Here is a 26,609-nt window from a genome sequence, read left to right as displayed (position 1 = left end):
CCACCGCATGCTGCGCCGCCCTTCGTTCCTCTCCGCGGTCTACCTTTGTTATTATGTCAACTGCCACTCCCGAGCCCACCGCCCTATACCTCGTGCCCACGCCCATCGGCAACCTGGAGGACATTACCCTGCGGGCCATCCGCGTGCTGGGCGAGGTGGACGTGGTGCTGGCCGAGGACACGCGCACCAGCGGCCGCCTGCTGCAGCACCTGGGCATCAAAAAGCCCATGCTCAGCTACCACCTGCACAACGAGCACCAAACCGTGCAGCGCGTGCTCGACCGCCTGGAAAAAGGCGAGCGGATGGCGCTGGTGTCGGACGCGGGCACGCCCGGAATTTCGGACCCGGGTTTCCTGTTGGTGCGGGAAGCGCTGGCCAAAGGCTTGAAAGTGGAGTGCCTGCCCGGCGCCACCGCTTTCGTGCCGGCCCTGCTCAAGTCGGGCTTCGGCGCCGAGCGGTTTACCTTCGAGGGCTTTCTGCCGGTGAAGAAGGGCCGGCAAACGCGCCTGCGCGAGCTGGCCGCCGAGGAGCGGACGATGATTTTCTACGAGTCGCCGCACCGCATCGTGAAGACGCTGGAGCAGCTGGCGGAGGCGCTGGGCCCCGAGCGGCCGGCCTCGGTGAGCCGGGAGCTGACCAAGTTGTTTGAAGAAACGGTAACCGACTCCTTGGCCGCGCTGGCGCAAGAGTTTGGGCGCCGCGCCACCATTAAAGGAGAAATTGTCATTGTCGTTCAAGGACTTCGCGAATAAGCCCTGGCTGCTGACGCTGCTGGGGCCCGTGCTGCTGTGGGCGGGCTGGCCGGTGCACCCGGCCCCCGCGCCGCTGCTCTTGCTGCTAGGGCTCGTGCCGCTGCTGCGGCTGGCCCAGGTGCTGCGCGCCCAGGGCGCCAGCGGCGGCCGCTTCTGGCGCTGGGCCTACCTTTACCTGCTGCTCTGGAACGTGCTGACCACCTACTGGGTGGCCTACAGCACCGTGGGCGGCGGCATTGCGGCCAACATTCTCAACGCCGCCCTGCAAAGCCTGCCGCTGCTGGCCTTCTGGCACACGCGCCGCCTCGCGGGGCCGGCGCTGGGCTACCTCGCGTTTGTGGTGTACTGGCTGGCCTTCGAGCAGCTGCACCTGACCTGGGATTTGTCGTGGCCCTGGCTCACGCTCGGCAACGGCTTCGCGGCCGTGCCCGGCTGGGTGCAGTGGTACGAGTACACCGGGCAGCTCGGCGGCTCGGTGTGGGTGCTGCTGACCAACTTGGCCGTCTTTTGGGCGGCTTTTGGCGCCTCGGAGCGCGCCGAGCAGCCCGGTGTGGTGGCGCTGGCTGCCCGGCCTGTGGTCATGCGCTGGCTGCTGCCCGTCCTGGCCGCCGCGCTGCCGCTGCTGCTCTCGTTTGTCATCGGCAGCCGCTGGCAGGAAAAGGGCCCGGCAGCCGAAGTGGTGGTGGTGCAGCCCAACATCGACCCGTTCGAGGAAAAGTTTTCCGGCTCGGCCCGTTACATCACCCCCGAGGCCCAGCGTGAGCGGATGGTTACGATTACGGAGCGCTTCGTCACGCCCCAGACCAAGCTGGTGCTCTGGCCCGAAACCTCGCTGGAAACCGTGCACTGGGAAAGCCAGCTGGAAGTACACCCCGACGTGATTCGTATCCGGCAGCTGCTGGCGGCGCACCCCGGGCTGCGGCTGTTGTCGGGCATGACCTCGGTGGGCACCTACCCGAGCAAGGAGCAGGCCTCCAAAACCGCCCGCTACCGCGACGACATGGGCTACTACGACATCTACAACGCGGCCCTGCACGTCGACGGCGCCACCGGACCGCTGGAGGTCTACCACAAGTCGAAGCTGGTGCCGGGAGTGGAGAAAGTGCCCGTGTGGCTCGACGCCGCGCTGGGCACCATCAACCTCGGCGGCGTGGTGGGCTCCTACGGCAGCCAGGACGCGCGCACCGTATTCAGCAGCCGCTCGGCCGCCACCGACACCGCCCTGCGCGTGGCCCCGGTTATCTGCTACGAGTCCATTTACTCCGACTACGTGAGCGAGTACGTGCGCCGCGGGGCCACGCTCATCGGCATCATCACCAACGACGGCTGGTGGAGCGACTCGCCCGGCTACAAGCAGCACCTGCTCTACGGCCGCCTGCGCGCCATCGAAACGCGCCGCGACATTGCCCGCGCCGCCAACACCGGCGTGTCGGCCTTCGTCAACCAGCGCGGCGACATCGTGCAACAGACCGGCTGGTGGACGCAGGCCGGCAGCCGCTACGTGGTGCACCTCAACGACGAGCTGACCTTCTACACCCGCCACGGCGAATTGCTGGGCCTGGCCGCCCAGGTCCTGGCCGTGCTGCTGCTGGGCTGGGTGCTGCTGCGCCGCTTCGTGAAGTAAGTTCTGCAAGCCCTACTGCCATGCGTCAGATAGCCCGAGTGCCTCAGCCGACTTCCGATGCCGTGCGGCTCATGATTCACGACGGCGCGGACGGGGTTTACTTGTTCGGCTTCGATACGCTGGAGGATGCTGGTGGCCGCTGGGACCAGTGGTACGAAACCGTAGCCGCCGCCGAAGAGGTAGCGCACGCGGAATACGGCGTGGCGCCCGCCGATTGGCAAGCCATTGCCGATCCGCTGGAGCACTGCCAGCAGGACTGGATTGCGCCAGTCCGCATCAAGGGCTGTGCCGAGGGCCAGCCGCAGCAGGGTCACTTCGAAACGCTTGTCAACAACGAATGGGTGGACTTTCACCCCGAACAATTCTGATATGGACCTTACCCAACTCAGCCACCAGGTAGCCGAGGTAGCCCGCCGGGCCGGCCAGTTCATTCGCCAGGAGGCGGCCAACTTCGACCGCGGCCGCGTCGAGAACAAGGGCCTGCACGACATGGTCTCGTACGTCGACCAGGAGTCGGAGCGCATCGTGGTGGCCGGGCTGCGCGAGCTATTGCCCGAGGCCGGTTTCATCACCGAGGAAGGCACCGCCGGCGCCCCCAACCGCAGCGAGGAATTTACTTGGATCATCGACCCGCTCGACGGCACCACCAACTTCATCCACGGCCTGCCCGTGTACTCCGTCAGCATTGCGCTGATGCAGGGCCAGGAGCTGGTCATCGGTGTGGTGTACGAAATCAACCAGGACGAAACCTTCCGGGCCGTGCGCGGCGGCGGGGCCTTTGCCAACGAGAAGCCCATCCGCGTGTCGGACGCGCCCACGCTCAGCAAGTCGCTCGTGGCCACCGGCTTCCCGTACAGCAACTTCAACCGCATCGACCCCTACCTGGGCATGCTAAAGGAGTTTATGCGCGAAACCAACGGCGTGCGCCGCGTGGGCTCGGCCGCCATCGACCTGGCCTGGGTAGCCGCCGGCCGCTTCGAGGCGTTCTTCGAGTTCAACATCAACTCCTACGATGTGGCCGCGGGCGTGCTGCTGGTGCGCGAGGCCGGCGGCCGCGTCACGCAGTTCCTGGAAGACGGCGACCCGGTGTTCAACCGCGAAATCATTGCCAGCAACGGCCACGTGCACGACGAAATGCAGAACATCGTGCGGCAGTTCTGGTCGTAAGCCTGCCGCGACTCACTGGCCGTCATGGCGAGGAAGCTGCGCCGGTTCACCCCGTAGTCGTTGCGAGGCGTAGCCGAAGCAACCCTTCCTCCAGTAGCGCCGCTCCAATCCTTGCTACCCGAAAACAGCCCCGCCCGAAACCAGAGTTACCGGTTTCGGGCGGGGCTGTTTTTGGTTTCTGTCAGTTAAGCCGTCTTGCCGCGAGCGGAACGATTGGCTACGCCTTCCTGCGGGTGCCGCGCTTGACTACGTCGACCTTTGCTTCGCTCGCAATGATGGGGGCCGCTGCTGGCGACTGACCAGCACCTGCTTAGGGCTGCAGGTTCACGTTTTCGATGACCGTCGTTGCGTTGTTGGTTACCCCGACGCCGGTTCGGGTGGCGTCTTGGTAGCGGTTCTGCCCGCTCGGCGCCGAGGTAGTCGGGAAATACTTCACGGTGTAAGTACCAGCCGGCAGGCTCAGCAGTTGATAAGCCCCGCCCGCGTCGGCCATGGTGCTGAAGGTATCGGCCCGGGTGATGCTCGTGCGGATGGCCAGCACCTGGGGCAAGGCCGCGGCCGGCGACACGGTGCCGCGAATGGCTCCATTCAGGTCCTGGGCCACCACCCGGATGACGGGCTTGAGCAGGTACCGCTCGTTGGGGTTGTTGCCGTTCCCGTTGCCGCGCTCCACGATGGACTTGGCTACGTCGAAGTCGAGCAGCAGCTGGTACGTCTGACCGGCAGTCAGCGTCACGTTCTGCAACTGCAGCTTCACGCCTGAGGTCTGCCCGCTAGGCGTTTTCAGGGCGTACTGCTGCCCGTCGCGGCCCACCACGAAGTTGTTCGGGCCGAGCACTAGCCGAATTTCCTGCGGGGTGCCCGGGTCGAAGTCGGTATCCACCAGCAGGGCCGAGCGGCCGTTCACGTAGTCCAGCACGTTGATGGCCTGGGGCGTGAAGGGCAGCGTCTGCCAGCCGTTGGGGTCGTTTTCCGGGTTAATGTGCAGCTCAATGCGCTGCACGTCGAGGCTCACGGCGCGGAAGTCGCCGGGGGCGTCGGTCAGGCGGATCTGCAGCTTGGCGTCGCCGGACTTGTTGTCGTCCTTGCCGCAGCTGGCCAGGCCGAAGGCCGTCAGGGCAGCCAGGGAAAACAGAGCTAGTGGTTTCATAACGTGGGGGAGAGAAAGGCTCAGTGCAAAGCGCTGGTAACGCGCCCTGTACGCAACTTGGTGTGAAAAGGATTATAAAACCAAGAAAAACACCCTTTAACCTCCTATTTTATTTACCTATTCCAACAAGTCCTGAGTTTTAGTCAATATCCCGTTTTGTCGATATAATTCAATATTAGCCCAACCGTACCAAGCGCACCCAACTCGCCTTCGTGCGGCCGGTTAGCTGTTTAAGTTAGGAACGGCGCCTTTGCTGCTGGCACCTGTGCCACCTCCAAACCCAAACCGCCCGCCGACGCCGGGTAAGGGCATCAGCGGGCGGTTTGGGTTTGGAGGTCGGGGCGGGTTAGTTGCCGCTGGCCGCCTTGGCCGTATCAGCCGGCGCCGGGGTAGGCGTGGGGGCCGGCTGCGTCGTCTTCTTGGGCTTGCCGAACAGGTTGCCGAGGCCTTCCTTGGCCTTCTGCTTGAGCTTGGCTTCGGCTTCCAGGCGCTTCTTCTCCAGCTCTTGGGCGGCCTTGGCCTGCAGTTCCTGCTGCTTCTTTTCCAGCTCTTTGCGGGCGCTGTCCTGGGCCACCTGGGCCTTAGCGGCCAGCTTGAGCTTGGCGTCGTCCACTTTGCTCTGCACCACGCTGGTCACCAAGCTCTTGGCCAGGTCCTTGGCCTGGGCCTTGGTGCCGGCGGTGGTCAGGCGCACATCCGGGTTGCTGATGGAGCCGCCGATTTTCAGGCCCATGGTCACGCGCTCGGTGCCCTTGATGTCCTGCACCCCGGTCAGCTGGGTAAGCTTGGCGTTGAGCGCGTTGCCCACTTTGCCGGTGGGCACGTCCAGCGCCATCACGTAGTCCACGGTGCCACCCACATTCGAGGAGCCGCCCACCGTGGCCTTGATCTGGCCCACGGTGAAGTCGAAAGGCTTCACGATGAGGTTGCCGTTGAGCATTTCGGCCGCCACGTCCTTGTTGTTCACCGCGAAGTTCTTCAACTCCTGCAGCTGGGTGAGGTTGCTGATTTTGCTGATAACCGGTGAGGTGCCCACGGCGGCGCGCACCACTTCAAACAGGCCCTTGCCGGTCAGCGTGCTGTAGTTCGGCATCATGTCCTGGCCCATTTCCCCGCTCACAGTGAAGTTGGTGCCGAAGATGCCTTCCACCTGCTGGGCCAGCGGCAGCAGCTTTTTCACCGAAGGGAAGGCCGCAAACGCGTTCTGGAAGTTCAGGTTCTTGATGTTCAGCCCGAAGTTGAACTTGGGGTGCTGCAGGTCGCGGCTGTTGTAGCTGCCGTTGGTGGCAAACTGCCCGCCGAGGGTGTTAAAGGTCAGCCCGTTCATGCTCACCGCCTCGTCCTTCACCGTCAGCGCGCCCTTCAGGTTGTCGAGCTTCAGGTTGTCGTAGATGACCTGGTCGGCGTTGGCATTCAGCTTCAGGTCGAAGAACTTCGGAATCTGCAGCACGCCGTCGGCCGAGGCCGTAGCCGGGGCCTGGGTAGCTTTCTTGGCCCCGGCCGAAGCCTGCCCGTCGGGTTCCACCATCCACTCGTTCACGTTGAAGCGCTTGGAGTTGACGGTCAGCGTGCCGCGCAGGGGCTGGCCCGGGGTAAACAGGTAGCCCATGTAGTTGCTGATGACGCCCGAGGCCTGCACGTCCGAGGAACCCACAAAGCCCGTCATGTTCTGCAGGGTAATGCTGGCGTTGTTAAACGAGGCCGTGGCCTGCGTCACCTTCACGCCCTGCGGCAGGTCGGCGCTCTTGTAGGTCACGTTCTGGGCGTTGACGGTACCCGAGGCCACGATGTTCTGGTAGCGCTCCGCCTCGATGTCGGCCATGCTGCCCTTGGCGGCGATGTTGCCGTTCAGACGCCCGGTCACCGTCATGCCCTCCAGCGGGAAGATCTTGGTCATCTTGGTCAGGTCGATGACGCCCTTCACGTTGGCATCGAAGATGGGCTTGGCTATGTTCTGGGCCGCCAAGCGGCCTTCCAGCGGCTCCCCGTCGAGCAGCATCCGGAACTGCGGAATATCGATGCGGGTGTCATTCACCTGCCCCGTGGTGTTGACCACCGTGCCGTTCACCGTCAGGTTCTCGATGGGCGCCGGGAAAGCCTTGGCCTTCACGTAGCCGTTGGTCAGGCGCAGCGCGGCCCGTGTTACCGGCATCTGGGTTTTGGAGTAGGTGCCCTTGGCCGTGGCGTCGACGAACAGCAGCCCGCGCAGCACCATGTCCGGCACCGGGTACACCTTGGTAGCCTCGGCCAGGTCCACGTTGGCCTTCACGCGGCCGTCCACCTTCATCGGCTCCAGCCCGTCGATGCGCACGTTGCCGTCCACCGGGTTGGTGCCTAGGTCGAGGTGAAACTTCTTCACGTCCACCATCACGTTGTTGGTGAAGCCCGAGGGGTTGTCCACCTTCATGTCCACGTTGATGTTCTTGGCGGCTTGCGGCAGGTTGGGGTATTTAAACATGCCGTTCGTCACCACCAGGTTCACCCCGTAGCCCGGCATCTTCACCGCGTTCTGCACGCCCTTGAAGTAGCCGTCGAAGGCCACCTTGCCCGACGTCTTGATGTTTTGGAAGTCCTTGGTAAACACGCCCGGCACCAAGCTCAGGATGTTCTTGAAGTCGGTTTCCAGCGCCTTGAACGTCATGTCGTAGGTGATGTCCGTGGCATTCGGCAGCCCAATCTGACCCTGAAAGCTGAACGGGAAATCATTGAGCCGCACTTGGTTGTCCTTGAAGGTAAAGTTCATCTTGGCCAGATCCATACCCATGGTCACGTCGGCCGTCAGCTTCTTCTGGTCGATGTAGGTCGTGCCGTCGTACACCATACTCAGCGCCTCGGCGGTGGTGTTCGATTTCATGTCGAACACGTCCTCCGCGAAGTCGCCCGAGCCGGAGTGATTCACCCCGCGCAGCTCCATGCCGAAGGGAATCGTCAGGTCCTCATACCGGATGTGTCCGTTGTCGATTTTCCAGCCCTTGATGGCAATTTTGGGCGAGGCCGTCGTGTCCACGCCCTTGGTAGCCAGCGCCGAGTCGGAAATGACAATGTCCCAGTTGGCGCGGCCGCTCTTGAGCACCCGGGCATGAATGTCGGGCCGCTCCAGGTTCACCTGATTGATCTTGATTTCATTGCCGCTGATGACACTCATCAGGTCCAGGCCCACGTCGAGGCGGGGCAGATAGGCCAGCGTGTCCCGCGCAAACGAGTCCTTGCCAATCACCCGCAACTCCTCAATGCTCAGGTCGAGGTCGGGGAAAGTGCGCAGCAAACTCACGCTCACGTTGTCGGGCTGATACTCCACCCGCGCCGCCAGCTTTTGGGCCAGTTGCTTGTCGAGCGCCGTTTTGAGCTTGTCCTTGAAGAGCACCGGCGCCAGGGCCACGGCTGCGACGAGGACCACGAGGAAAATCAGCAGCCCCAGAAAAAATTTTCGCATGGGTTAAGTAGTTGGCAACTAGCGCACAACTCTAGCAAGAGCCGAAACGACCAGTCGAGGTGGCAACTTAAAGATGAGCGAATTTGCAATTTTAGTTCCGCCACCCGGCAGCCGCGTACCAAACGCGGCGCAGCGGCCGTTAGTCCACCCACCTATGCGCGCCACCGTCCTGCCCGTCTTTTCGCCCCGCCGGCGTACCCGGCTGGCCGCGCCATGCGCCACCCTGGCGGCGACCCTAACCGGCTTTCTGGCAGCACCTTCGGTCCAGGCCCAGGACGTGTTCTTCTCCCAGCCCTACGCCACCCGGCTGCACCTGAACCCGGCCTTCACCGGCCTGCTCGACGACTACAGCGTCACGCTCGCCTACCGCAACCAATACCCCACGCTCATCGGCACGCTGCAGTCCAGCCAGCTCGCCGCCGACTACCGCCTGCAGGACCAGCGCAGCGCCGTCGGCCTGCTCATCAACGCCGACCGCGGCGGTGGACTAGACATGACGCGCTTCGAGGGCGGCTTCACCTACGCCTACCACAGCAAGCTGTCCCGCGGCGCCTACGTCAGCGCCGGCGCCCACGCTGCCTATGGCTCCCAGAGCATCAGCTACAGCAACCTCGTTTTCGGCGACCAGTACGACGCCGACGGGCAGTACGTGGGCAACTCCGCCGAACGGGTGTACGACCCCAAGCGCTACTTCACGCTGGGCATCGGGGGGCTGCTTTACACCGAGCAGGCGTGGTTCGGCATTGCCGCCTCGCACCTCAACCAGCCCGTGGTCGGCCGCGCCGACGACGCGGTGCTCCCGTTTCGCCTCGGCCTGCACGGCGGCTACAAATACTATTTCCGCAAGACCACCGTTAAGCGAGTGTACCACGAGGTAAGCCTCTCGCCCACCGTGGCTTACACCTACCAAGGCGGTTCCGACCGCGCCGAAATCGGCCTATACGGAACCTGGACTCCCCTGACCGCCGGCCTGATCTGGCGGGGTGCCGCGCCCGGCCCGGGTAAAACCCAGCAGAGCCTCGTAGCCCTGCTCGGCTTGGGCTGGGGAGGTTTCCGCTTCGCTTACAGTTACGACGTGAGTCTCAGCCGGTTCAGCCGCGAAGTTGGCGGCGCCCACGAGCTAACATTGTGTTTACAGAAGATTGACTTGCTCGAAGCCGGGTATCGTCGCTTGCGGCGCAAAAATTACGCGGCGCCCCCTTGTCCGACCTTTTGAAACTTCGTAACATTGCGTTCAGTTTGCCATTCTCAAGCCTTTTCCGCTCAAGGAGTTCCACGTAAACAAGTATGAATTTTTCCAAGTACCTGCGTTTAGCTGTCGTTGGCGCCTGCGCCCTGTCGGCTTGCAAAAGCGGTCCGCCCTCGGCTCAGAAGCCCGGCAAGTACTCGTCCACTACGGGCATTGAGTACAACACCGAAGAAGGCATGAAGGTGGCTGACTACCAAGGCATTCCGGAAGGCCCGGGCCTCGTCTTCATCGAAGGCGGCCGCACTGTGCTCGGTTCGGGCGAAGAGGATGTGGCCATGACCCACGACAACCTCGAGCGTACCGTGACCGTGGCCTCGTTCTACATGGACGAAGCCGAAGTGGCCAACATCCACTGGCTGGAATACCTGCACTACGTGCGCAAAGACTCGTCGGAGGAGTTCTACCAGTCGGCGCTGCCCGACACCACGGTATGGGCCCGCGACCTGTCGTTCAACGACCCCTACGTCGATTACTACCTGCGTTACCCCGGCTTCCGCTTTTTCCCCGTGGTGGGTGTGAGCTGGCTGCAGGCCAACGACTTCTGCACCTGGCGTACGGCCAAGGTGAACGAAAACCTGGCCGGTAACGCGGAGGACACCTCGGCGCCCAAAAAGAAGAAAAAGAAGAAGGGTGGCGACGACGCTGCTGACGCCGGTGCCGAGGGCACGGCCGACGCTGGCGACGGCAAAGCCAAAATCTCCATCGAGAACGGCAACACCCTGCCGAACTACCGCCTGCCCACCGAAGCTGAATGGGAATACGCCGCTCAGGCTATGATCGGCACCCAGGAAGTGGGCAACGAAAACCAGGAAAACAAGCGCGTATACCCGTGGGACGGCCGCCAGGTGCGTAACTCCTACGGCCGGAAGATGGGCCAGTTCATGGCCAACTTCAAGCGCGGCCGTGGTGACTACGCCGGTATTGCCGGTTCGCTCAACGACGGTGCTATGATTACGGAGTACGTGTACGCCTACCCCCCGAACGACTACGGCCTCTACAACATGGCCGGCAACGTGAACGAGTGGGTGCAGGACGTATACCGCCCGCTGTCGTTCGAAGACATGGAAGACCTGAACCCCTTCCGTCGCAACGGCGTCCTCGACGAGGAAACCAAGTACGACAAGAAAGGCTACCAGTCGCTGATCGACGACAAGGTGCGCGTGTACAAAGGCGGTTCGTGGAAAGACGTGGCCTACTGGCTCTCGCCCGGCACGCGTCGCTTCATGGCCCAAGACTCGGCTACCGCTTCTATCGGTTTCCGCTGCGCCATGATCAACCCCGGCTCGAACAAGTAAGCCACCAGGGTTAGCCCAAGCATCGAAACGGCCCGGACTGCAGAGTCCGGGCCGTTTTGCGTTTAGCAAGCAGTGCTCAAAGTGTTTAGTTGTCGTGCTGAGCCCCGCGAAGCATCTCTACCGCTTCGCCTGCTCTTCTCGCTCGTCAATCCGAGCTTGCCGAGGAATCTCGCGTGCTGCCATCAGGTGGTAAACTCAACGAGGCGGTAGGCATGCTTCGCGGGGCTCAGTACGACGCTCTTTTTTGCATCGTGCGGATGTTGTGCAATGTCGGCACGCGAGATGTCTCGGCTTCGCTCGACATGACGTTCTTTTTAGGCCGTTCACATAAAGCGGTAGAGATGCTCCGGCAAGCTCACCAGGACGCCCTGCTACCTAATTGGCTTAGTGCTCGGCGCAGGCAATGGTGGCCACGCTCACGGCCGCCGCACCGGCGTCCAGCACCTTGATGGCGCAGGCTTCCAGGGTGGCGCCGGTGGTCAGCACGTCGTCGACGACCAGCACGTGTTTGCCCCGCACGGCTTCGGGCTGGGCTACTTCGAAGACTTCGGCCACGTTTTGCCACCGCTCGGCGCGGCTCTTGCGCGTTTGGGAAGCAGTGAAGCTGTTGCGACGCAGTACCTCGGCCGACCACGGCACCAGCAGGCTGGTGGCCAGGCCCTCGGCGAAGGTATCGGACTGGTTGTAGCCGCGCTTGGCCAGCTTGCGCCGGTGTAAGGGCACGGGCAGAATCAGGTCGAGGTCGGCGCCGAGGCCGTGGCTGGCCAGCTCCTGGCCGTACATCTGGCCCAGGGCCGTGCCCACTTCGCGCTGGCCCTGGTACTTGAGCTGGTGCAGCAGGTGCTGCACACGGCCGCGGCGCAGGAAGCGCAGGTAGCTCAGCACGTACTCCATGGGCACGCGGCCCCAGAAGCGGCGTGCCAGCGGATTATCGGTGGGGGCGAGGCGGTGGTAGTCGGTGTAAGGCAGCTGGGTGCGGCAGGCGGTGCAGAGGTGCGTTTCGCCGCGGGCCAAGGACTGCTGGCAGGCTAAGCAGGTGCGCGGGAATATCAGCGCGACAAAATCGGATAGTGCGGAGGGTAGCATTGTGCGTTTAGAATCGGGAAAACCAAACGCAACAGGTGTGAGGGAAGAAGCACCTTCGGGGCGCCACTGGGCGGAGCGGGTAATTGCTGGTTAATGTAAACCTTTGCGGCGGGAATTTCCTTTTGCAAGACCCGGTCGGACTGCCGACTACTTTCTACTTACTACCTAACATGAGCCTCGTCACCGAATTCAACGACTACCGCTCGCGCATGAACGAAAAGATCATGGCGGCGGATAACAAGGTCATCAAGCGCTTTTTCAACCTCGACACCAACACCTACCAGGCCGGCGCCCTGGACGTAAAAACCAAGGAAATCGTGGGCCTAGCCTGCTCCATGGTCCTGCGCTGCGACGACTGCATCAAGTACCACCTCGGCAAGTGCTACGAGGAAGGCCTGACCGACTCGGAGGTGTACGAAGTGTTTGCCATTGCCAACCTCATCGGCGGCAGCATTGTGATTCCGCACTTCCGCCGGGCGGTGGAGTACTGGGAAGCCCTGAAGGAAGAGGCCGCCACGCCGGCGCCGCCCCACGCCGAACACGCCGCCGAATAAGCCATGCTCGATCCGCTGGAAACCGAAGCGCAGTTTGAGCACCGCTGGTGGCTGCTGATGACTGAGCTGAAAGCGCGCTTCGGCAAGAAGCCCGACCTGAACGCGCTGCTGCTGCTCATCGGCGTGCAGGAGCTGGGGCAGGGCCTCGGGCCTTTCACCAAGGAGCAGAAGCAAGACCTGATGCACATTGCCACCTGCCGGCTGTTCAGCATCTCGGGCTATTACGAGTTGGAGCGCGTGGACGGAGACGGCTGGCCACATTACCGCTTGGTCAATCCCGTCCCCTTTGCCACGCTCAAGGAGCAGGAGCGCATGCTGAAGTGGCACATCCTGGAATACTTTGCGCAGCAGGAAGACCTGAACGAACAATAAACCAACTGTCATTCTGAGCAACGCGAAGAACCTTGCACGCTCGCACGGCTACCGCGCTGAGGCAATAAGGCCCTTCGCTCCGCTCAGGATGACAGACGTTTTTCATTACACGCTTTGAAAATCATCAGCTACAACGTCAACGGGCTGCGCTCAGCGGTGAGCAAGGGTCTGCTGGACTGGGTAAAGGAAGCGCAGCCGGACGTGCTGTGCCTGCAGGAAATCAAGGCGGGGCGCGAGGCGCTGGACGTGGCCGGCTTCGAGGCCCTGGGCTACCGCTACTACCAGTTTCCGGCCCAGAAGCCCGGCTACAGCGGCGTGGCCACCTTCAGCAAGCACGAGCCCAAGGCCGTGAGCTACGGCTGCGGGCACGAGCCCTACGACCACGAAGGCCGGGTGCTGCGCCTGGACTTCGAGGACGTGTCGGTGCTGAACGTGTACATGCCCTCGGGCACCAGCGGCGAGGAGCGGCAGGCCTTCAAGCTCGACTGGCTGTACTGGTTTACCCCCTACATCCAGACGCTGCGGGCCACGGTGCCGCCGCTCGTCATCTGCGGCGACTTCAACTGCTGCCCCACGCCCATCGACCTGCACAACCCCAAGGCCAACCAAAATTCGCCGGGCTACACCCCGGCCGAGCGCGCCTGGTTTGCCGACTTCCTGGCCACGGGCTTCACCGACTCCTTCCGCCACCACCACGGCGACGCCCCGCACCACTACTCCTGGTGGAGCTACCGGGCCGGCTCGCGCCAGCGCAACGTGGGCTGGCGCCTCGATTACCTGCTGGCCGACAACCGCCTGCAACCCCGGCTGGCCGCGGCCGGTCTTTTACCCGACGCGGTGCATTCCGACCACTGTCCGGCCTACGTGGAGCTGGCTTAGCTTATGTGAAGCGGCACGGGGACCTTCTCCGCGCCGCTTCGGCACTTATTGCGGGCTGGCAGTGGTTAGCAAAGCACGGCCGTACGGCGGCGTGGCTTCGGCCAGGGGTTTCGCCGTATCTTTCTCCGTTTCGATTTTGTGAGGTCCGATATGCCGGCAACCCAATCTATACCCGCTGCTTCTGCGGCTTCCACTGCCACGTGGCAGCAGGTGCGGCAGCATTTGGAGGCGTTTAAGCGCAAGTTCTACCTCAGCCTGCTGCTGCGCGGCGCGCTGGTGGCCGGCGGCTTGCTGCTGACGTTCTTCGTCGTCTTCAACCTGCTCGAATACTTCCTGTACCTGCCCACCTGGGTGCGCGGCGGCTTGCTGTTCGGCTTCCTGGGTTTGACGGTCTGGGCCTTCGTGCGCTGGATCTGGCAGCCCCTGGCGGCGCTGAGCAACCTGCGCCGCCTGCTCTCCGACGAGCAGGCCGCCGAGCGCGTGGGCCAGCTGTTTCCGGAGGTGCAGGACAAGCTGCTGAACGCCCTGCAGCTGCAGGGGCAGGCCCGCGACAACGCCCTGATTGCGGCTAGCCTGGAGCAACGCGCCGGGCAGCTGTCGGGCCTGGAGTTTGCCGAGCGCATCCGCATCAAGGAGGAAACCCGGCCGCTGTGGAAGTACGCGGCCATCCCGGCGCTGGTGGCCGCCGGGCTGCTGCTGGTGTGGCCCAGCCTGTTTGTGCAGGGCACCGAGCGCATTTTCCACTACTCGCGCGCCTACGCCAAGCCCATGCCCTTCCGCTTCGTGCTCGGCAACCGGGCGCTGCAGACCTTCAAAAACGAGGATTTCAAGCTGGAAGTGGAAGTCGAGGGCGAGGCCGTGCCCAACGAGGTATCGGTGCTCTACGACGGCCGGGAGCGGCGCCTGACCAAGGTGGCCCCGGGCCGCTTTGCCTTCACCTTCCAACAGCCCCAGCGCAGCACCGAGTTTCAGCTGGCTGCCGCTGGCTTTACGTCCGATGACTACCAGCTGAAAGTGCTGGAGCGGCCCAACCTGCGCGACTTCCGCGTGCGGGCCGAGTACCCGAGCTACCTGCGCCGCGCCGCCGAGGACCTGAGCAACGATGGCAACCTGACCGTGCCCGAAGGCACCCGCCTGACCTGGCGCTTTAACACGGCCGCCACCGAATCGGTGAAGCTCTTGTTCCGCGACCCGAGCGAAACGGTGACGGCCCAGGCCGCCGATGATGACCAGTTCACCGTCACGCGGCAGGTGCTGCGCAGCCAGCCCTACCGGGTGGATTTGCGCAACAGCATCAGCCCGAACCGGGACCCCATCGAGTACCAGCTCACCGTGGTGCCCGACCAGGCGCCCAGCATCACCGTCGAAGCCTTTGCCGATACGGCCACGCGCCGCTACCTGGCCCTGGCCGGCACCCTGCGCGACGACTACGGCCTCACGCGCTTGGCGCTGCACTACCGCGTGGGTACCGCCCAGCGCCCCGGTACTTGGCGCACCGCGCCCATGGCTCTGGCAGGTAACGGCCCGACCCAGACGTATACCCACCAGTGGGATTTGGCCCCGCTGCGCCTCAAGGCCGGCGACCAGCTCGAATACGCCGTGGAGGTGTGGGACAACGACGGCGTGCACGGCCCCAAGTCGGCGCGCACCCGGCCCATTACCTACCGCCTGCCCAGCCGGGCCCAGCTGCGCGAGCAGCTGAACGCCGATGCGCAGTCGATGCAAAACAAGATGACCAGCGCCCAGGAGCAGAGCAAAAAGCTGCAGCGGGAGCTGGCCAAGGCCGAGGAAAAGCTCAAGAGCAAGCGCGAGCTGAGTTACTCCGACCGCAAGGAAATGCAGCAGATGCTCGAGCAGAAGCAGCAAATGGACGCCCAGCTGAACCAGATGAAGCAGATGTTTGAGCAACTGCAGCAGAAGCAGGAGCAGCTCGATCCGCGGAGCCAGCAGCTGGCCGAAAAAGCCCAGGAGCTGCAAAAGCTCATGGACTCCATGATGGACCCCGAAACCAAAAAGCTCTACGAGGAGCTGCAGAAGCTACTGCAACAGCAGAAAGCCCCCGAGGGCGAGCTGCAGAAGCTGCTCGACAAGCTGGAAAACAAGGAGGAAACCATGGAGAAGGAGCTGGAGCGCGCCATGGACCTCTTCAAGCAGCTGCAGCTGGAGCAGAAGATGGAAAGCACCACCGAGCAGCTGGAAAAGCTGGCCGAGCAGGAGCAGAAGCTGGCCGAGCAAACCGAAAAAGCCGCCGACAAGCCCAACGACCAGCGCCAGCAGGAAAACCAGCAGTTGAAAGAGCAGCAGCAGGAAGCCCAAAAGGCCTTCGAGGAGGTGAAGAAGGAGCTGCAGGAACTGCAGAAGATGGACCAGCAGCTCGACAACCAGAACAACCTGGACCCCATGCAGCAGGAGCAGCAACAGACCGACCAGCAGATGCAGGAAAGTCAGGAGCAGCTCGGCAAAAACCAGAACCAGAAAGCGGCCCAAAACCAGAAGCAGGCCGCCCAAAACATGAAGCAGATGGCGCAGAAGATGCGCCAGAACATGGAGGAAGAGGAATCGGATAAGCAGCAGGAAAACATCGACCACCTGCGCGACATCCTCGAAAACCTTTTGAAACTCTCCTTCGACCAGGAAAACCTGATGAAGCAGTTCCGGCAGGTGGACCAGTCGGACCCGCGCTACCAGCAGCTCAGCCAGAACCAGCGCAAGCTCCGCGACGACGCCGTGGTGATTCAGGACTCGCTGTATGCCCTGGCCAAGCGCGTGTTTCAGCTGCAATCCTTCGTGACGCGCGAAGTAGGGGAGATGAACGGGCAGATGGACCAGGCCATGCAGCAGCTGTTGCAGCGCAACGTGCCCCGCGCCACCGGCGCCCAGCAGCTGGCCATGACGAGCATGAACAACCTCGCCCTGATGCTCAACGACGCCCTGCAGCAGATGCAGGAGCAGCAGCGCCAGTCGCAGCAAAGCAAGTCGGGCTCGGGCAAGCCGGGCAAGAAAAAGAAAGGCCAGCAGCCCAGCCCCGGGTCCGGGCAGCTCGGCAAATTGCAGCAGCAGCTCAACCAGCAGATTCAGCAGCTGCAACAGAGCGGCAAGCAGGGCCGGCAGCTCTCCGAGGACCTGGCCAAGATGGCCGCTCAGCAGCAAATGCTGCGCGAAGCCCTGCAGCAGCTGGAGAAAATGCAGCAGCAAGCCGCCAAGCAGGGCAAGCTCGGCAAGGACGGCAAAGAGAAGGGCGAGCAGGGCATGGGCGGCATGGGGGAGCTCAAGAAAATGATGGAACAAACCGAGCAGGACCTCGTAAACAAGCGCTTGACGGAGCAAACCGTTATGCGCCAGCGTCAGATCCTGAGCCGCCTCCTGGAAGCCGAAAAATCGGCCCGGGAACGGGACCTCGACAACAAGCGCGAAGCCGAGACGGCCAAGACGGTGCCGCCCGGTTTTCCGCCCGCGTTCGAGAAATATCGGGAGCAGCGTAACCGCCAGACGGAGTTGCTACGTACGGTACCGCCGGCCCTCACTCCGTACTACCAACGGGAGGTGAGCGAGTATTTTCAGAAAATGAAATAGCGCTGCCTATTTTTACGCCCCGTTGCCCCCTTTCACCACTCCATGAAGCAGGTAAAAATCCAGATTCCGTCCCTCGTCGAGAACATTCGCGTCGTTGAAAGCTTCATCGACAACTCGAAGGATACCTTCCACATCGAGGACGATATCTACGGCAACATCATGGTGGCCGTCACCGAAGCGGTGAACAACGCCATCCGCCACGGCAACAAGTTCGACAAGGACAAGACCGTGCTGCTGTGCTTGTCCATTGATCAGGACCGCGTGAAGTTTGAAATCGAGGACCAGGGCCCCGGCTTCGACTACAACAACCTGCAGGACCCCACCGCCCCCGAAAACCTGGAAAACCCCGGCGGCCGCGGCATCTTCCTCATCCGCCACCTGGCCGACGAGGTGGAATTCACCAAGGACGGCCGCAAGGTGGAGCTGACCTTCTTCCTGCCGCCCGCCACCGGCGAAACGCAGGGCCACGCCGTCGCCTAGGTTTCTTTCGCCGCACCTTCTTTCCCGCTTAGCTTTATGTCCGAAGCCGACCAGTTGCCGCCCGACCACCATGACGAGTACGACCCCATGCACGAGGCGCCGGGTATCGAATTTGTCGTCGAGGACGTGGAATTCGAGCTGGGCAACGCCACGGAGCTGACGGAATGGATTGAGCGCGTGGCCGCGGTGCACGAGCACAAAATCGTGCAGCTGACCTACATCTTCTGCTCCGACGAGTACCTGCACAAGGTGAACGTGGAGTACCTCGACCACGACACGTACACCGACGTCATCACCTTCGACAACGCCGACGACGCGGACATCATCGAGGGCGACATTTTCATCTCGGTGGACCGCATCAAGGAAAACGCCGAAACGCACCACGTCACCTTCCGCGACGAGCTGCACCGCGTGATGATTCACGGCGTGCTGCACCTGCTAGGTTACAAGGACAAAGATCTGCTGAGCCAGACGGCCATGCGCAAGAAAGAGGACGACTGCCTTTCGCTGCGCACGTTCTAGCCTTTTTGGTACAACTGCCCTGAAGCAAAACGCCCGCCATTGTGCGGGCGTTTTGCTTTTTGGAACCAATGGTGGCCGTAAATTGCTGCTACCTGTTCTTGACTCGGGACTGTCATCCTGAGCAACGCGAAGGACCTTATCACGCCAGAATGAGCCGTTGTTACGCCAGTCGTGCTTATCCTATAAGGTCCTTCGCGTTGCTCAGGATGACAGTTCTGATCGGCCCGTTTCCACCGCTATGACCGCTTCCCATCTGCCGGAAATCATTCCCGGCCGCGTGCTGGACTACTACCTCAGCCTGGGCTACTACCGCATGCACCAGGACCTGTTTACCTGCCAGTTTCTGCCCATCGACGGCGGCTTCTACACGGTGCACTGGCTGCGCGTGGTGCTGGCCGACGTGACCTGGGGCCCGGAGCAGCGCCGCCTGCTGCGCCTGAACGAGCGGTTTAACGTTACGCTGCGCCCCTTCCGCCTCACCGACGAGTACGAAGACCTCTACGCCCGCTACCGCGCCGCCATCGACTTCGACGCGCCCGAAACGGTAGAAGCCTTTATCCTGGCCGGCGCCCGCCACAACGTCTTTCCCAGCGGTGTCATCGAGCTGCGCGACGCCGGGCGCCTGATTGCCGTCGGCATTTTCGACCAGGGCGAGCAAACCATGGCCGGCATCATGAACTTCTACGACCCGGACTACCGCCGCTACAGCCTGGGCAAGTACCTGATGCTGCTCAAAATCAACTACGCCCGGCAGCAGGGCCTGACACATTACTACCCCGGCTACCTCGTCCACAGCTACCCCAAGTTCGACTACAAGCTCTTCGCCTGCCGCCCCGCCACGGAGGTATTCGACAGCTACCGCGGCCACTGGCAGCCCTTCGACTGGAAAGCCGTCGACGCGCACTCGGCCGAGCTGCTGGCGGCTTGGCGGGAGCGGGAAAACGAGCGGTACGACGCCGAATAAGCCCGACCGCCGCGGCAAAACGCCGAAGTGCGTATCTTTGCGCACGTTCTGAGCGGGTTAGCCTCGCGTTTTCTCCCCGAAACCCGACTACCGTTTCCGCCGAGCGTGGAAACGGTTTTATTTTTTAAAGACCGTTCCTCAAGAACGTCATTCCGAGCGAAGTCGAGGAATCTCGCGGGCTGACGGCAGATACTAATCTCAACGACGCGGTAGAGATGCTTCGACAAGTTCAGCATGACGTTCTGCAACAGTGTAAAAAAGCTCCATGTCTACTGAAGTCGGCACTTACTCTGTAGAGGAGGCTTTCCAGCTGGCGGGTCGCGGTTGGGCGTTGGTTGGAGAACTAACCGGACAAGTATCAAGCGGTAACTGCTTGGCATTTTCCACAGGATTGGTGTTACCAATTATTGGCGTCAACTTCATCAACACAAGGAGCCAAAGCGAGAAATTTGGCTTGCTAATTCCGCTGCAGTTCACTTCCCGGCAGGAATTACTCGACCAGCAGATTATCGGCGCTACGGCGCGGGTGCTGGAATAACGGCCCCTCGGGCACAAAACGCAGGCCTCGCCTGTTCATACCCTCCGACAACAAACCTCCAGCTATGCTGACCCAGGAATACGATGTAATTGTGGTAGGCGCCGGCCACGCCGGCTGCGAAGCGGCCGCGGCGGCAGCCAATCTTGGCTCCTCGGTGCTGCTCGTGACCATGAACATGAACACCATCGCGCAGATGTCGTGCAACCCGGCCATGGGCGGGGTGGCCAAGGGACAGATTGTGCGCGAGGTGGACGCGCTGGGCGGGCAGTCGGGCATCATCACCGACAAAACGATGATTCAGTTCCGGATGCTCAACCGCTCGAAGGGCCCCGCCATGTGGAGCCCCCGCGCCCAGAGCGACCGGATGCGCTTCGCCGAAGAATGGCGCCTGACGCTGGAAGGCATCCGCAACGTGGACTTCTGGCAGGAAGCCGTGACCGGCCTGCTGGTGGAAGACGGCACCTGCGTGGGCGTGCGCACCCAGCTCGGTATCGAATTTCGGAGCAAAACCGTGGTGCTGACCAACGGCACCTTCCTGAACGGGCTCATCCACATCGGCGAGAAAAACTTCGGCGGCGGCCGGGCGGCGGAGCGCAAAAGCACCGGCATCACCGAGCAGCTGCGGGAGCTGGGCTTCGAGACGGGCCGCATGAAGACGGGCACCCCGCCCCGCGTGGACGGCCGCACGCTCGACTACTCGAAGATGGAGGAGCAGGCCGGTGACGAAAACCCGAGCAAGTTCTCCTACCTCGATACGCCCCAGCTCACCAAGCAGCGCCCCTGCTACATCACCTACACCAACGAGAAGGTGCACGACATCCTGCGCACCGGCTTCGAAAAGTCGCCGATGTTCCAAGGCCGCATCAAGGGCCTGGGGCCGCGCTATTGCCCTTCGGTGGAAGACAAAATCAACCGCTTCGCCGACAAGGACCGCCACCAGATTTTCGTGGAGCCCGAGGGTTGGAGCACGGTGGAAGTGTACGTAAACGGCTTTAGCAGCAGCTTGCCCGAAGACGTGCAGTACGAGGCGCTGCGCCAGATTGCGGGCTTCGAAAACGCGAAGATGTTCCGCCCCGGCTACGCCATCGAGTACGACTTCTTCCCGCCCACGCAGCTGCACTTGACGCTGGAGACCAAGCCGGTGCGCAACCTCTACTTCGCCGGCCAGATCAACGGCACGACGGGCTACGAGGAAGCTGCCTGCCAGGGCCTGATGGCCGGCATCAACGCCCACCAGCGGGTGCGGGAGCTGGAGCCGTTCATCCTGCGCCGCTCGGAGGCCTACATCGGCGTGCTCATTGACGACCTCGTCAACAAAGGCACCGACGAGCCCTACCGCATGTTTACTTCCCGGGCCGAGCACCGCATCCTGCTCCGCCAGGACAACGCCGACCTGCGCCTCACCCCGCTGGCCCACAAGCTTGGGCTGGCCTCGGATGAGCGCATGGCCCGGGTGGAGCAGAAGCGCCAGCAAACCGCCGACGTGCTCGATTACCTGAGCAAGAAGCCGGTGGAGCCGGGCGAAATCAACGGCTTGCTGGAAGAGCTGGGTTCGGCCCCCATTCACGAGAAAACCCGCGTGGTGAACCTGCTGCGCCGCCCGCAGCTCGATTTGCCCGACCTGCAGCGCGCCCTGCCGGAGCTGAACGAGTACCTGAGCAGCTACGGCGCAGAAGTGCTGAAGCAGGCCAGCATCCACGTCAAGTACGAAACCTACATCGAGAAGGAGCACCAGCAAGCCGAGCGCATGGGCCAGATGGAAGACCTGCGCATCGTGGGTAAGCTGGACTACAAGGCCATGCCGGCCCTCTCGCACGAAGCCCGCGAAAAGCTGCTGCGCATCCAGCCCGAAACCATCGGGCAGGCCTCGCGCATCAGCGGCATCTCGCCCGCCGACATCTCGGTGCTGATGGTGTACTTGGGCAAGTAGGGGGACGTGGACTATTCCACCGCCCCGTGCCAACAACCAGCCCGCCAAGCCGACCTCCTAGGTTGGTTTGGCGGGCTGGTTGTTGGCACGGGCGGCGTCTTCGGGCTGACGCTGGCCTACATCGTGGTGTTTGAGTGGGGCCAACTGCGCCTCGACATTACCTGGGCGGATCATCTGGCGGCGGCCGCCTGGGCAGTGCAGGCGCCGTTGGCATTGTGGGGACTGGTTGGTACGGTGCGGGCTGCCTGGCGCCGGCGCTTCGGTCGGGCCGTGGTTTGGCTGCTGTTCACCGCCTGGGCGTTGCTGGTGCTCGTCGGTGGCAGCGTCGTGCTGGCTATGGTGGTTTTTGGCGGCGCACCTTCCGTCGGCGACCCGCCGGGCGTGAACAACTTGTAAGCGGCGTGGCTGCGGCCTGGTCGCCTTCCCTTGCAGAGCCAAGGCAGGCACGCCGGGGGCATGTCGCCGCCTTCTAATGTTGCCCCGCGGGGCCCTTATTACCTGTTACCTGTCACCTCGTACTTGCCACCCAAACCATTCCGTTATTTTTGTACTGGTAGTTGCAGCCGGCGCCCGCGTCCGGCTGTTTTGTTTGCTGTCTGATTAGCTGCTTGGTGTCGAACGTACGCGTAGAACAGTGCCCGATTTGCGGGAAAAGTGAGTTTCGGCCGAAAATGGTCGTGGAAGACTATTCCGTCAGCCACGAAAGCTTTGCCATCACGCAGTGCACCTCCTGCAGCCTGCTGCTGACCAACCCGCGCCCCGACGAAGCCAGCCTCGGCCGCTACTACGAAAGCCCGGCGTATATCTCGCACTCCGACACCCACCAGGGCCTTATCAACCAGGTCTACAAAGTAGCGCGCAAGTTTACCGTGCGCCAGAAAGTGTCCTTGCTGGGCCGCGAAGCCCCGCGCCGCGGCCGCGTGCTCGACTACGGCTGCGGCACCGGCTACTTCCTGGTGGCCTGCCAGCAGGCCGGCTGGCAGATATCGGGCTTCGAGCCCAACGACTCGGCCCGGCGCCTCGCCGAGCAGAACACCGGCCAGCCCATTGCCCACGGCGAGCTAAGCCAGTTTGCGCCCGGCTCCTTCGACGTCATCACGCTCTGGCACGTGCTGGAGCACATTCTCGACCTGAACGCCACGCTGGAGCAACTCGTTGCGCTGCTCAAGCCCGACGGCATCCTCGTCATTGCCGTGCCCAACGCCGACAGCCCCGACGCGCAGTACTACCGCGAGCAGTGGGCCGCCTTCGACGTGCCGCGCCACCTCTATCACTTTACGGCCAAGACCGTTGGCCAGCTGCTGGGCAAGCACCACTTGCAGCTGCGCCGCACCTTGCCCATGAAGCTCGACGCGTTTTACATCAGCCTGCTCAGCGAACAGTACCGCGCCGAGCGCAACGGTGGCATGATGGCCGCGCTGCGCTCGGGCTATGAGTCGAACCGGCAGGCCTCGCAAAACGGCGGGCAGTATTCCAGCCTGATTTTCGTGGCCGAACGCTCGGCCCAGTCGCCCACCGCGGCGGCAACTTCCTAATCCCGCCCGGTGGGGTAGGGGAGGGGCCAACCCGCTCATCGTCACCGCTCGGCCATGCTCGCTCGTCGTTTCCCGCCCTCCTGGTTTGCTTCCCGCGCGCTGCGCCGGCTGGGGCCGGCGCTGGGCGTGACGGCGCTGCTGAGCGGTCCGGCCCCGGCCCAGCACATACCCGTTCGCCCCGATTCCGTCGTTGTACCTTCGTCCGCGGCCGCCGCGGTGCCCGATACGGTGCGCCGCCCGGCGGCCCCGCCCGAGCCGCCGCCGGACGCCGAGCCCACGCCCGGCCCGGTGTCGGGGCGGGCGCGCTGGACCATTCTCGGGGCCTGCGCCCTGCTTACGCTTTCCACGCTGCTGCTCTACAATGTTCGTTCGCGTTAGTTCCGCTCTGTTTTTGCTGCCGGCCGGCCTGTTGCTGGCCGGGTGCGCCGCCATCAGCCAGCCCGAAGGCGGAGCCCGCGACACGGAGGCCCCCACGCTCGTCAGCAGCAACCCGGCCAACGGAGCCACCAACGTCAAGGAACAGAACATCCGGCTGGAATTTTCGGAATCGGTGCAGCTCAAGGACCTGAGCAAAAATCTGCTCATCACGCCCACCATTTCCGACAAAAACCCCTACAAGCTGCGCGAGGAGCGACGTTCCATCGAACTGCGCTTCGAAAAGCCGCTGGAGCCGAACACCACTTACGTGTTCAACTTCCGCGACGCGGTGGTCGACATCACCGAAAGCAACCCCGCCCGCGACGTGATTCTGGCCTTCAGCACCGGCGCGGCCCTGGATTCGGGCCGGGTGAGCGGCTCGGTCACGCAGCTGCTCAACGGCCAGCCTGACGCCGACGCCGTCATTGCCCTTTACCCCGCCGGCGACACGGCCGACATCTTCCGCAACCCGCCCTACTATCAGACGCGCACCGACAAGAGCGGCAAGTTTCAGCTGCGCAACTTGCGCGAAGGTCCGTACCGCGTCTACGCCCTGCTCGACAAAAACAACAACGGCCGTTACGAAGAGCCAGAGCGCATCGGCTACCTGCCCCAGCCCATTGAGCTTCGCCCGCGCCTCGATACGCTGCGCTTGGTTACGGTGCGGCCCGACTCGCGGCGCCCGCTGATTCTCTCGCAGCAGGCCGGCGCTGACCAGTTTAAAATCGGCTTCAACGAGGGTCTGCAGCAGTTCACGCTGGCCGCGCTAGGCCAAGCGCCCACGCCGGCGCTGGCTGAAACCGCCACGCTGCTGGAACGGGGCCGTACGCTCAGCATTCTGCGTGCCCCGGCCGTGCCCGCCGGCCGTTACTTGCTCACGGCCATTGACAGCGCCGGCAACCGCGGCGTCGATACCGTGAATGTGCGCTTCGACGAAAAGCCCCAGGCCACCACCCGGCGCGGGGCGCAGTACCAAGTGGTGGGCAACCCGCGCGACATTTACCGCCAGGGCCAGCTCAAGCTGCAGTTTGTGGCGCCGGTGCGCGTGGGTTCCGACAAGCCCTTCGGCACCTTGGTCGAAGACTCGGTGACGCGCCGCCCGCTGCGCCTGCCGGCTGACGGCACCCTGAGCCCCGACCGCACCCTGCTCACGGTAAACGTGAATACCAAGGCCCGCAAAACCGTCACCTTCGTGCCCGATACGACGGCCATCCTCTCCGTTAGCGGGCAAGCGCTACGCCTGCGCCCCGTGCGTCTGCGCGTGACGGAGCAATCCACGACCGGCAGCCTTTCGGGCACCATCAACTCCAAATACCGCAGCTACGAGCTGCAGCTGCTGGACCAGAACTACCAGATTGTGCGCACCGTCCCGGGTGGGCCCCGCACGTTCCGGTTCGACAACGTGGACCCCGGTACCTACCGCCTGCGCGTGCTCATCGACGCCGACAATAACGGCCGCTGGCGCGGCGGGGACCCGAAGCTGCGGATTCCCGCTGAACCCATGTACCTGCTGCCGCAAACCCAGCAGGTGCGCGCCAATTGGGAAATCGAAAACGTGGTGCTGACCTTTTAATCTATTTCGGCCTTGCCGAACCAAGCCCCGGCGCTGTCAGCGCCGGGGCTTTTTTGTGCGAGCAGCCGGCCCCAATAACGGCCAAGCGCGAGGCCGCCCTAGCCGCTAGATACCGCCCACCAGCACACCGCTAGTAGCCGCGGCCGAGGCGTTTGCGGCGGCCGCCCGCCCGGTGCCGGCCAGCCGCGCTATCTACCTGTGAACCTGTGGCATAGGTCCGACCAGGCCGCGCCAATCCATATTCGAACAGGTAACTATACCCTGATTATCAAGGGCCTTCTTACAGGCTCACAGGCACTTATCCACGTTTCCACAGCCTATTGTGGAATTCTTGACCCTCCAAACCCGGCTTGGTCAGTCGACAGGGGATAACGCGTGGATAACGCTTTGATAACCTGTGAACAACAGGGGATAAACAGGGGAAAAGATTTTTTGGTCCTGTTGAGCCCATACCAGTGCCCGCGGCCTGTGGACAGCCGTGGACAACTTCCCCACGATTTTGGGGCTTTCCACTTTCCACTAACGTGTTAATTCACAGGGTTGTGCACAAGTGTGTGGATTGTCGAAAAGCCTGTTAATTGACAGAGTATCACCCCTGTAATTTGCACATCCTATGTGGATAGCCGGTGCATAAGCCGGTTCTTGTACACATGTTATCAAGCCCTGTGTATAAGCCTGTTAGATATCCACTTATGAACAGCCATAACGAGTGGAAATAGAAAAGAGCTTTAAAATTTTATTTAATGAAAAGTTATTAGTCCCGTGGAAAACCCCGGCCAGAACTCACAGGCTCACAGGAGGATGAACGCCTGTAACCCTGTGCGTTCCGCTCGGCAAGCGGCCGGGCCGCCGGCGCAGCGGACAGCCGAACGGGGCCGCAAGGAAAAGCCGGCCCGGGCAAGCCGAGGGTTCAGCCGCCGGCGCCGCGCGTGCGTATACAGCCCGCCGACGCGTGTCGGAGTGCTGCTATGCCGTTCAACTACGACCAGGACTTTCACCACGTCGACTTCCGCCAGCACCCGGAACTGTACCGGGTGGGCAAGGGGGAGCAAGGCGTATTGCTCGTGCAGCCCTATAAGAGCGAAATCCTGCCCTTCTGGCGCTTTAAGAGTCCCGCCGTAGCCCGTGAGTCATCCGAGACGATTTACGGGCTGTTTCTGGCCTATCTGAAGGCCGACGACTTTGTGGGGGCTGACATGGCCCGGAAGTTTCTGCAGATGGGCTTTACCCGGGCCCGGCGCTACGCCAATCACCGCGGCGGCAAAAAGTACGAAGGCCCCGTGCCCGACGACAAGAAGGGCCAGAGCGGCGCCCACGGCCGGGCCGAACTCCCCCGCGACCCGGAAGACCCCGAAAAAGCCGAAGCCGCCGCCATCTTCAAAGCCAAGTGGGACGAAGCCAAGCACCATCCCGACTACCTGCGCCAGAAAGAAGCCTTCGAGCAGCGTTACGGCAAGTGAGTTCGTTTTTCGTTGATCGGGTTTTCGCCGCCGCTTATCCACGGTATTGTGGTTGA

23 protein-coding genes are annotated in these 26,609 nt (G+C 62.9%); 20 read left to right on the top strand and 3 right to left on the bottom strand.

The features are described 5' to 3' along the window. Window positions 1–53: 53 nt before the first annotated feature. From rsmI to LJ737_RS02680, 4 genes are read left to right on the top strand one after another with little or no spacing between them, the layout of a single operon-like run. Window positions 54–752 carry a 16S rRNA (cytidine(1402)-2'-O)-methyltransferase gene (gene rsmI / locus LJ737_RS02695; RefSeq protein WP_227762765.1) on the top strand — a complete coding sequence of 233 codons (699 nt, stop codon included), beginning with the start codon at window positions 54–56 and terminating at the stop codon, window positions 750–752. Then, window positions 721–2,376 (top strand): apolipoprotein N-acyltransferase, encoded by a 1,656-nt coding sequence (gene lnt / locus LJ737_RS02690; RefSeq protein ID WP_227762763.1) that lies wholly within the window; start codon window positions 721–723, stop codon window positions 2,374–2,376. The genes rsmI and lnt overlap by 32 nt, the downstream gene beginning before the upstream one ends. 20 nt (window positions 2,377–2,396) lie before the next feature. Next, window positions 2,397–2,744, top strand: a complete 348-nt coding sequence (locus LJ737_RS02685) for a hypothetical protein (RefSeq protein WP_227762761.1) — start codon at window positions 2,397–2,399, stop codon at window positions 2,742–2,744. Between the two features lies 1 nt (window position 2,745). Then, window positions 2,746–3,543 carry an inositol monophosphatase family protein gene (locus LJ737_RS02680; protein WP_227762759.1) on the top strand — a complete coding sequence of 266 codons (798 nt, stop codon included), beginning with the start codon at window positions 2,746–2,748 and terminating at the stop codon, window positions 3,541–3,543. Between the two features lie 310 nt (window positions 3,544–3,853). Here the strand turns inward: LJ737_RS02680 and LJ737_RS02675 are convergent, their stop codons facing one another. Then, window positions 3,854–4,693, bottom strand: coding sequence for a DUF4382 domain-containing protein (locus LJ737_RS02675; RefSeq protein WP_227762758.1), 840 nt, complete (start codon window positions 4,691–4,693; stop codon window positions 3,854–3,856). A 346-nt stretch (window positions 4,694–5,039) separates the two neighbouring features. Further along, on the bottom strand, window positions 5,040–8,126 hold the full coding sequence (locus LJ737_RS02670) for an AsmA family protein (protein WP_227762756.1): 3,087 nt from the start codon (window positions 8,124–8,126) through the stop codon (window positions 5,040–5,042). Window positions 8,127–8,280: 154 nt separating this feature from the next. Between LJ737_RS02670 and LJ737_RS02665 the strand changes: the two genes are divergently transcribed. Next, the gene (locus tag LJ737_RS02665) at window positions 8,281–9,342 is read left to right on the top strand and encodes a PorP/SprF family type IX secretion system membrane protein (RefSeq protein WP_227762755.1); all 1,062 of its coding nucleotides are present in this window, start codon (window positions 8,281–8,283) and stop codon (window positions 9,340–9,342) included. Window positions 9,343–9,413: 71 nt separating this feature from the next. Then, window positions 9,414–10,670, top strand: a complete 1,257-nt coding sequence (locus tag LJ737_RS02660; protein ID WP_227762754.1) for an SUMF1/EgtB/PvdO family nonheme iron enzyme — start codon at window positions 9,414–9,416, stop codon at window positions 10,668–10,670. A 384-nt stretch (window positions 10,671–11,054) separates the two neighbouring features. On the opposite strand, the gene LJ737_RS02655 is transcribed toward LJ737_RS02660, so the two are convergent. Next, window positions 11,055–11,756 (bottom strand): ComF family protein, encoded by a 702-nt coding sequence (locus tag LJ737_RS02655; RefSeq protein WP_227762753.1) that lies wholly within the window; start codon window positions 11,754–11,756, stop codon window positions 11,055–11,057. A 170-nt stretch (window positions 11,757–11,926) separates the two neighbouring features. Between LJ737_RS02655 and LJ737_RS02650 the strand changes: the two genes are divergently transcribed. The 14 genes from LJ737_RS02650 (at window position 11,927) to LJ737_RS02580 (ending at window position 26,553) form a co-directional block, all read left to right on the top strand. Next, complete coding sequence (locus tag LJ737_RS02650; RefSeq protein ID WP_227762752.1) at window positions 11,927–12,310, top strand: carboxymuconolactone decarboxylase family protein; 384 nt, start codon at window positions 11,927–11,929, stop codon at window positions 12,308–12,310. A gap of 3 nt (window positions 12,311–12,313) precedes the next feature. Next, window positions 12,314–12,682, top strand: coding sequence for a hypothetical protein (locus tag LJ737_RS02645; RefSeq protein ID WP_227762751.1), 369 nt, complete (start codon window positions 12,314–12,316; stop codon window positions 12,680–12,682). A gap of 114 nt (window positions 12,683–12,796) precedes the next feature. Further along, on the top strand, window positions 12,797–13,561 hold the full coding sequence (locus tag LJ737_RS02640; protein WP_227762747.1) for an exodeoxyribonuclease III: 765 nt from the start codon (window positions 12,797–12,799) through the stop codon (window positions 13,559–13,561). 150 nt (window positions 13,562–13,711) lie between these two features. After that, the gene (locus LJ737_RS02635; RefSeq protein ID WP_227762745.1) at window positions 13,712–17,134 is read left to right on the top strand and encodes a DUF4175 family protein; all 3,423 of its coding nucleotides are present in this window, start codon (window positions 13,712–13,714) and stop codon (window positions 17,132–17,134) included. Between the two features lie 42 nt (window positions 17,135–17,176). Beyond that, window positions 17,177–17,614, top strand: a complete 438-nt coding sequence (locus tag LJ737_RS02630) for an ATP-binding protein (protein ID WP_227762744.1) — start codon at window positions 17,177–17,179, stop codon at window positions 17,612–17,614. Window positions 17,615–17,701: 87 nt separating this feature from the next. Beyond that, on the top strand, window positions 17,702–18,136 hold the full coding sequence (gene ybeY, locus LJ737_RS02625; protein ID WP_410779941.1) for an rRNA maturation RNase YbeY: 435 nt from the start codon (window positions 17,702–17,704) through the stop codon (window positions 18,134–18,136). A gap of 238 nt (window positions 18,137–18,374) precedes the next feature. After that, on the top strand, window positions 18,375–19,100 hold the full coding sequence (locus tag LJ737_RS02620) for a GNAT family N-acetyltransferase (protein WP_227762738.1): 726 nt from the start codon (window positions 18,375–18,377) through the stop codon (window positions 19,098–19,100). A 265-nt stretch (window positions 19,101–19,365) separates the two neighbouring features. Next, window positions 19,366–19,638, top strand: a complete 273-nt coding sequence (locus tag LJ737_RS02615) for a hypothetical protein (protein WP_227762737.1) — start codon at window positions 19,366–19,368, stop codon at window positions 19,636–19,638. Between the two features lie 67 nt (window positions 19,639–19,705). Then, window positions 19,706–21,568 (top strand): tRNA uridine-5-carboxymethylaminomethyl(34) synthesis enzyme MnmG, encoded by a 1,863-nt coding sequence (gene mnmG, locus LJ737_RS02610; protein WP_317206638.1) that lies wholly within the window; start codon window positions 19,706–19,708, stop codon window positions 21,566–21,568. Between the two features lie 6 nt (window positions 21,569–21,574). Then, window positions 21,575–21,964: a hypothetical protein gene (locus tag LJ737_RS02605; RefSeq protein WP_227762734.1), complete on the top strand. Its 390-nt coding sequence runs from the start codon at window positions 21,575–21,577 to the stop codon at window positions 21,962–21,964. A 275-nt stretch (window positions 21,965–22,239) separates the two neighbouring features. Next, entirely contained in the window at window positions 22,240–23,103 is an 864-nt protein-coding gene (locus LJ737_RS02595; RefSeq protein WP_227762733.1) for a class I SAM-dependent methyltransferase, read from the top strand. A gap of 54 nt (window positions 23,104–23,157) precedes the next feature. Continuing rightward, complete coding sequence (locus tag LJ737_RS02590; protein ID WP_227762732.1) at window positions 23,158–23,481, top strand: hypothetical protein; 324 nt, start codon at window positions 23,158–23,160, stop codon at window positions 23,479–23,481. Further along, window positions 23,465–25,093, top strand: a complete 1,629-nt coding sequence (locus LJ737_RS02585; protein ID WP_227762731.1) for an Ig-like domain-containing protein — start codon at window positions 23,465–23,467, stop codon at window positions 25,091–25,093. Before LJ737_RS02590 ends, LJ737_RS02585 begins: the two co-directional genes overlap by 17 nt. Before the next feature lie 968 nt (window positions 25,094–26,061). Beyond that, complete coding sequence (locus LJ737_RS02580; protein ID WP_227762730.1) at window positions 26,062–26,553, top strand: DUF4385 domain-containing protein; 492 nt, start codon at window positions 26,062–26,064, stop codon at window positions 26,551–26,553. The last annotated feature ends 56 nt before the right edge of the window (window positions 26,554–26,609 follow it).

Source organism: Hymenobacter sp. 15J16-1T3B (genome assembly GCF_020711235.1).
In the GTDB taxonomy this organism is placed as follows: Bacteria; Bacteroidota; Bacteroidia; order Cytophagales; family Hymenobacteraceae; genus Solirubrum.
This window is presented reverse-complemented; position numbering and strand designations above follow the sequence as displayed.

Coding starts and splice junctions, on each gene's coding strand:
- LJ737_RS02670 (WP_227762756.1), bottom strand. CDS start 8,126: ATGCGAAAATTTTTTCTGGGGCTGCTGATTTTCCTCGTGGTCCTCGTC.
- LJ737_RS02685 (WP_227762761.1), top strand. CDS start 2,397: ATGCGTCAGATAGCCCGAGTGCCTCAGCCGACTTCCGATGCCGTGCGG.
- LJ737_RS02595 (WP_227762733.1), top strand. CDS start 22,240: ATGGTCGTGGAAGACTATTCCGTCAGCCACGAAAGCTTTGCCATCACG.
- ybeY (WP_410779941.1), top strand. CDS start 17,702: ATGCACGAGGCGCCGGGTATCGAATTTGTCGTCGAGGACGTGGAATTC.
- LJ737_RS02655 (WP_227762753.1), bottom strand. CDS start 11,756: ATGCTACCCTCCGCACTATCCGATTTTGTCGCGCTGATATTCCCGCGC.
- LJ737_RS02615 (WP_227762737.1), top strand. CDS start 19,366: ATGTCTACTGAAGTCGGCACTTACTCTGTAGAGGAGGCTTTCCAGCTG.
- LJ737_RS02585 (WP_227762731.1), top strand. CDS start 23,465: ATGTTCGTTCGCGTTAGTTCCGCTCTGTTTTTGCTGCCGGCCGGCCTG.
- LJ737_RS02580 (WP_227762730.1), top strand. CDS start 26,062: ATGCCGTTCAACTACGACCAGGACTTTCACCACGTCGACTTCCGCCAG.
- LJ737_RS02590 (WP_227762732.1), top strand. CDS start 23,158: ATGCTCGCTCGTCGTTTCCCGCCCTCCTGGTTTGCTTCCCGCGCGCTG.
- LJ737_RS02630 (WP_227762744.1), top strand. CDS start 17,177: ATGAAGCAGGTAAAAATCCAGATTCCGTCCCTCGTCGAGAACATTCGC.
- rsmI (WP_227762765.1), top strand. CDS start 54: ATGTCAACTGCCACTCCCGAGCCCACCGCCCTATACCTCGTGCCCACG.
- LJ737_RS02665 (WP_227762755.1), top strand. CDS start 8,281: ATGCGCGCCACCGTCCTGCCCGTCTTTTCGCCCCGCCGGCGTACCCGG.
- LJ737_RS02660 (WP_227762754.1), top strand. CDS start 9,414: ATGAATTTTTCCAAGTACCTGCGTTTAGCTGTCGTTGGCGCCTGCGCC.
- LJ737_RS02635 (WP_227762745.1), top strand. CDS start 13,712: ATGCCGGCAACCCAATCTATACCCGCTGCTTCTGCGGCTTCCACTGCC.
- LJ737_RS02680 (WP_227762759.1), top strand. CDS start 2,746: ATGGACCTTACCCAACTCAGCCACCAGGTAGCCGAGGTAGCCCGCCGG.
- LJ737_RS02645 (WP_227762751.1), top strand. CDS start 12,314: ATGCTCGATCCGCTGGAAACCGAAGCGCAGTTTGAGCACCGCTGGTGG.
- LJ737_RS02620 (WP_227762738.1), top strand. CDS start 18,375: ATGACCGCTTCCCATCTGCCGGAAATCATTCCCGGCCGCGTGCTGGAC.
- LJ737_RS02650 (WP_227762752.1), top strand. CDS start 11,927: ATGAGCCTCGTCACCGAATTCAACGACTACCGCTCGCGCATGAACGAA.
- LJ737_RS02675 (WP_227762758.1), bottom strand. CDS start 4,693: ATGAAACCACTAGCTCTGTTTTCCCTGGCTGCCCTGACGGCCTTCGGC.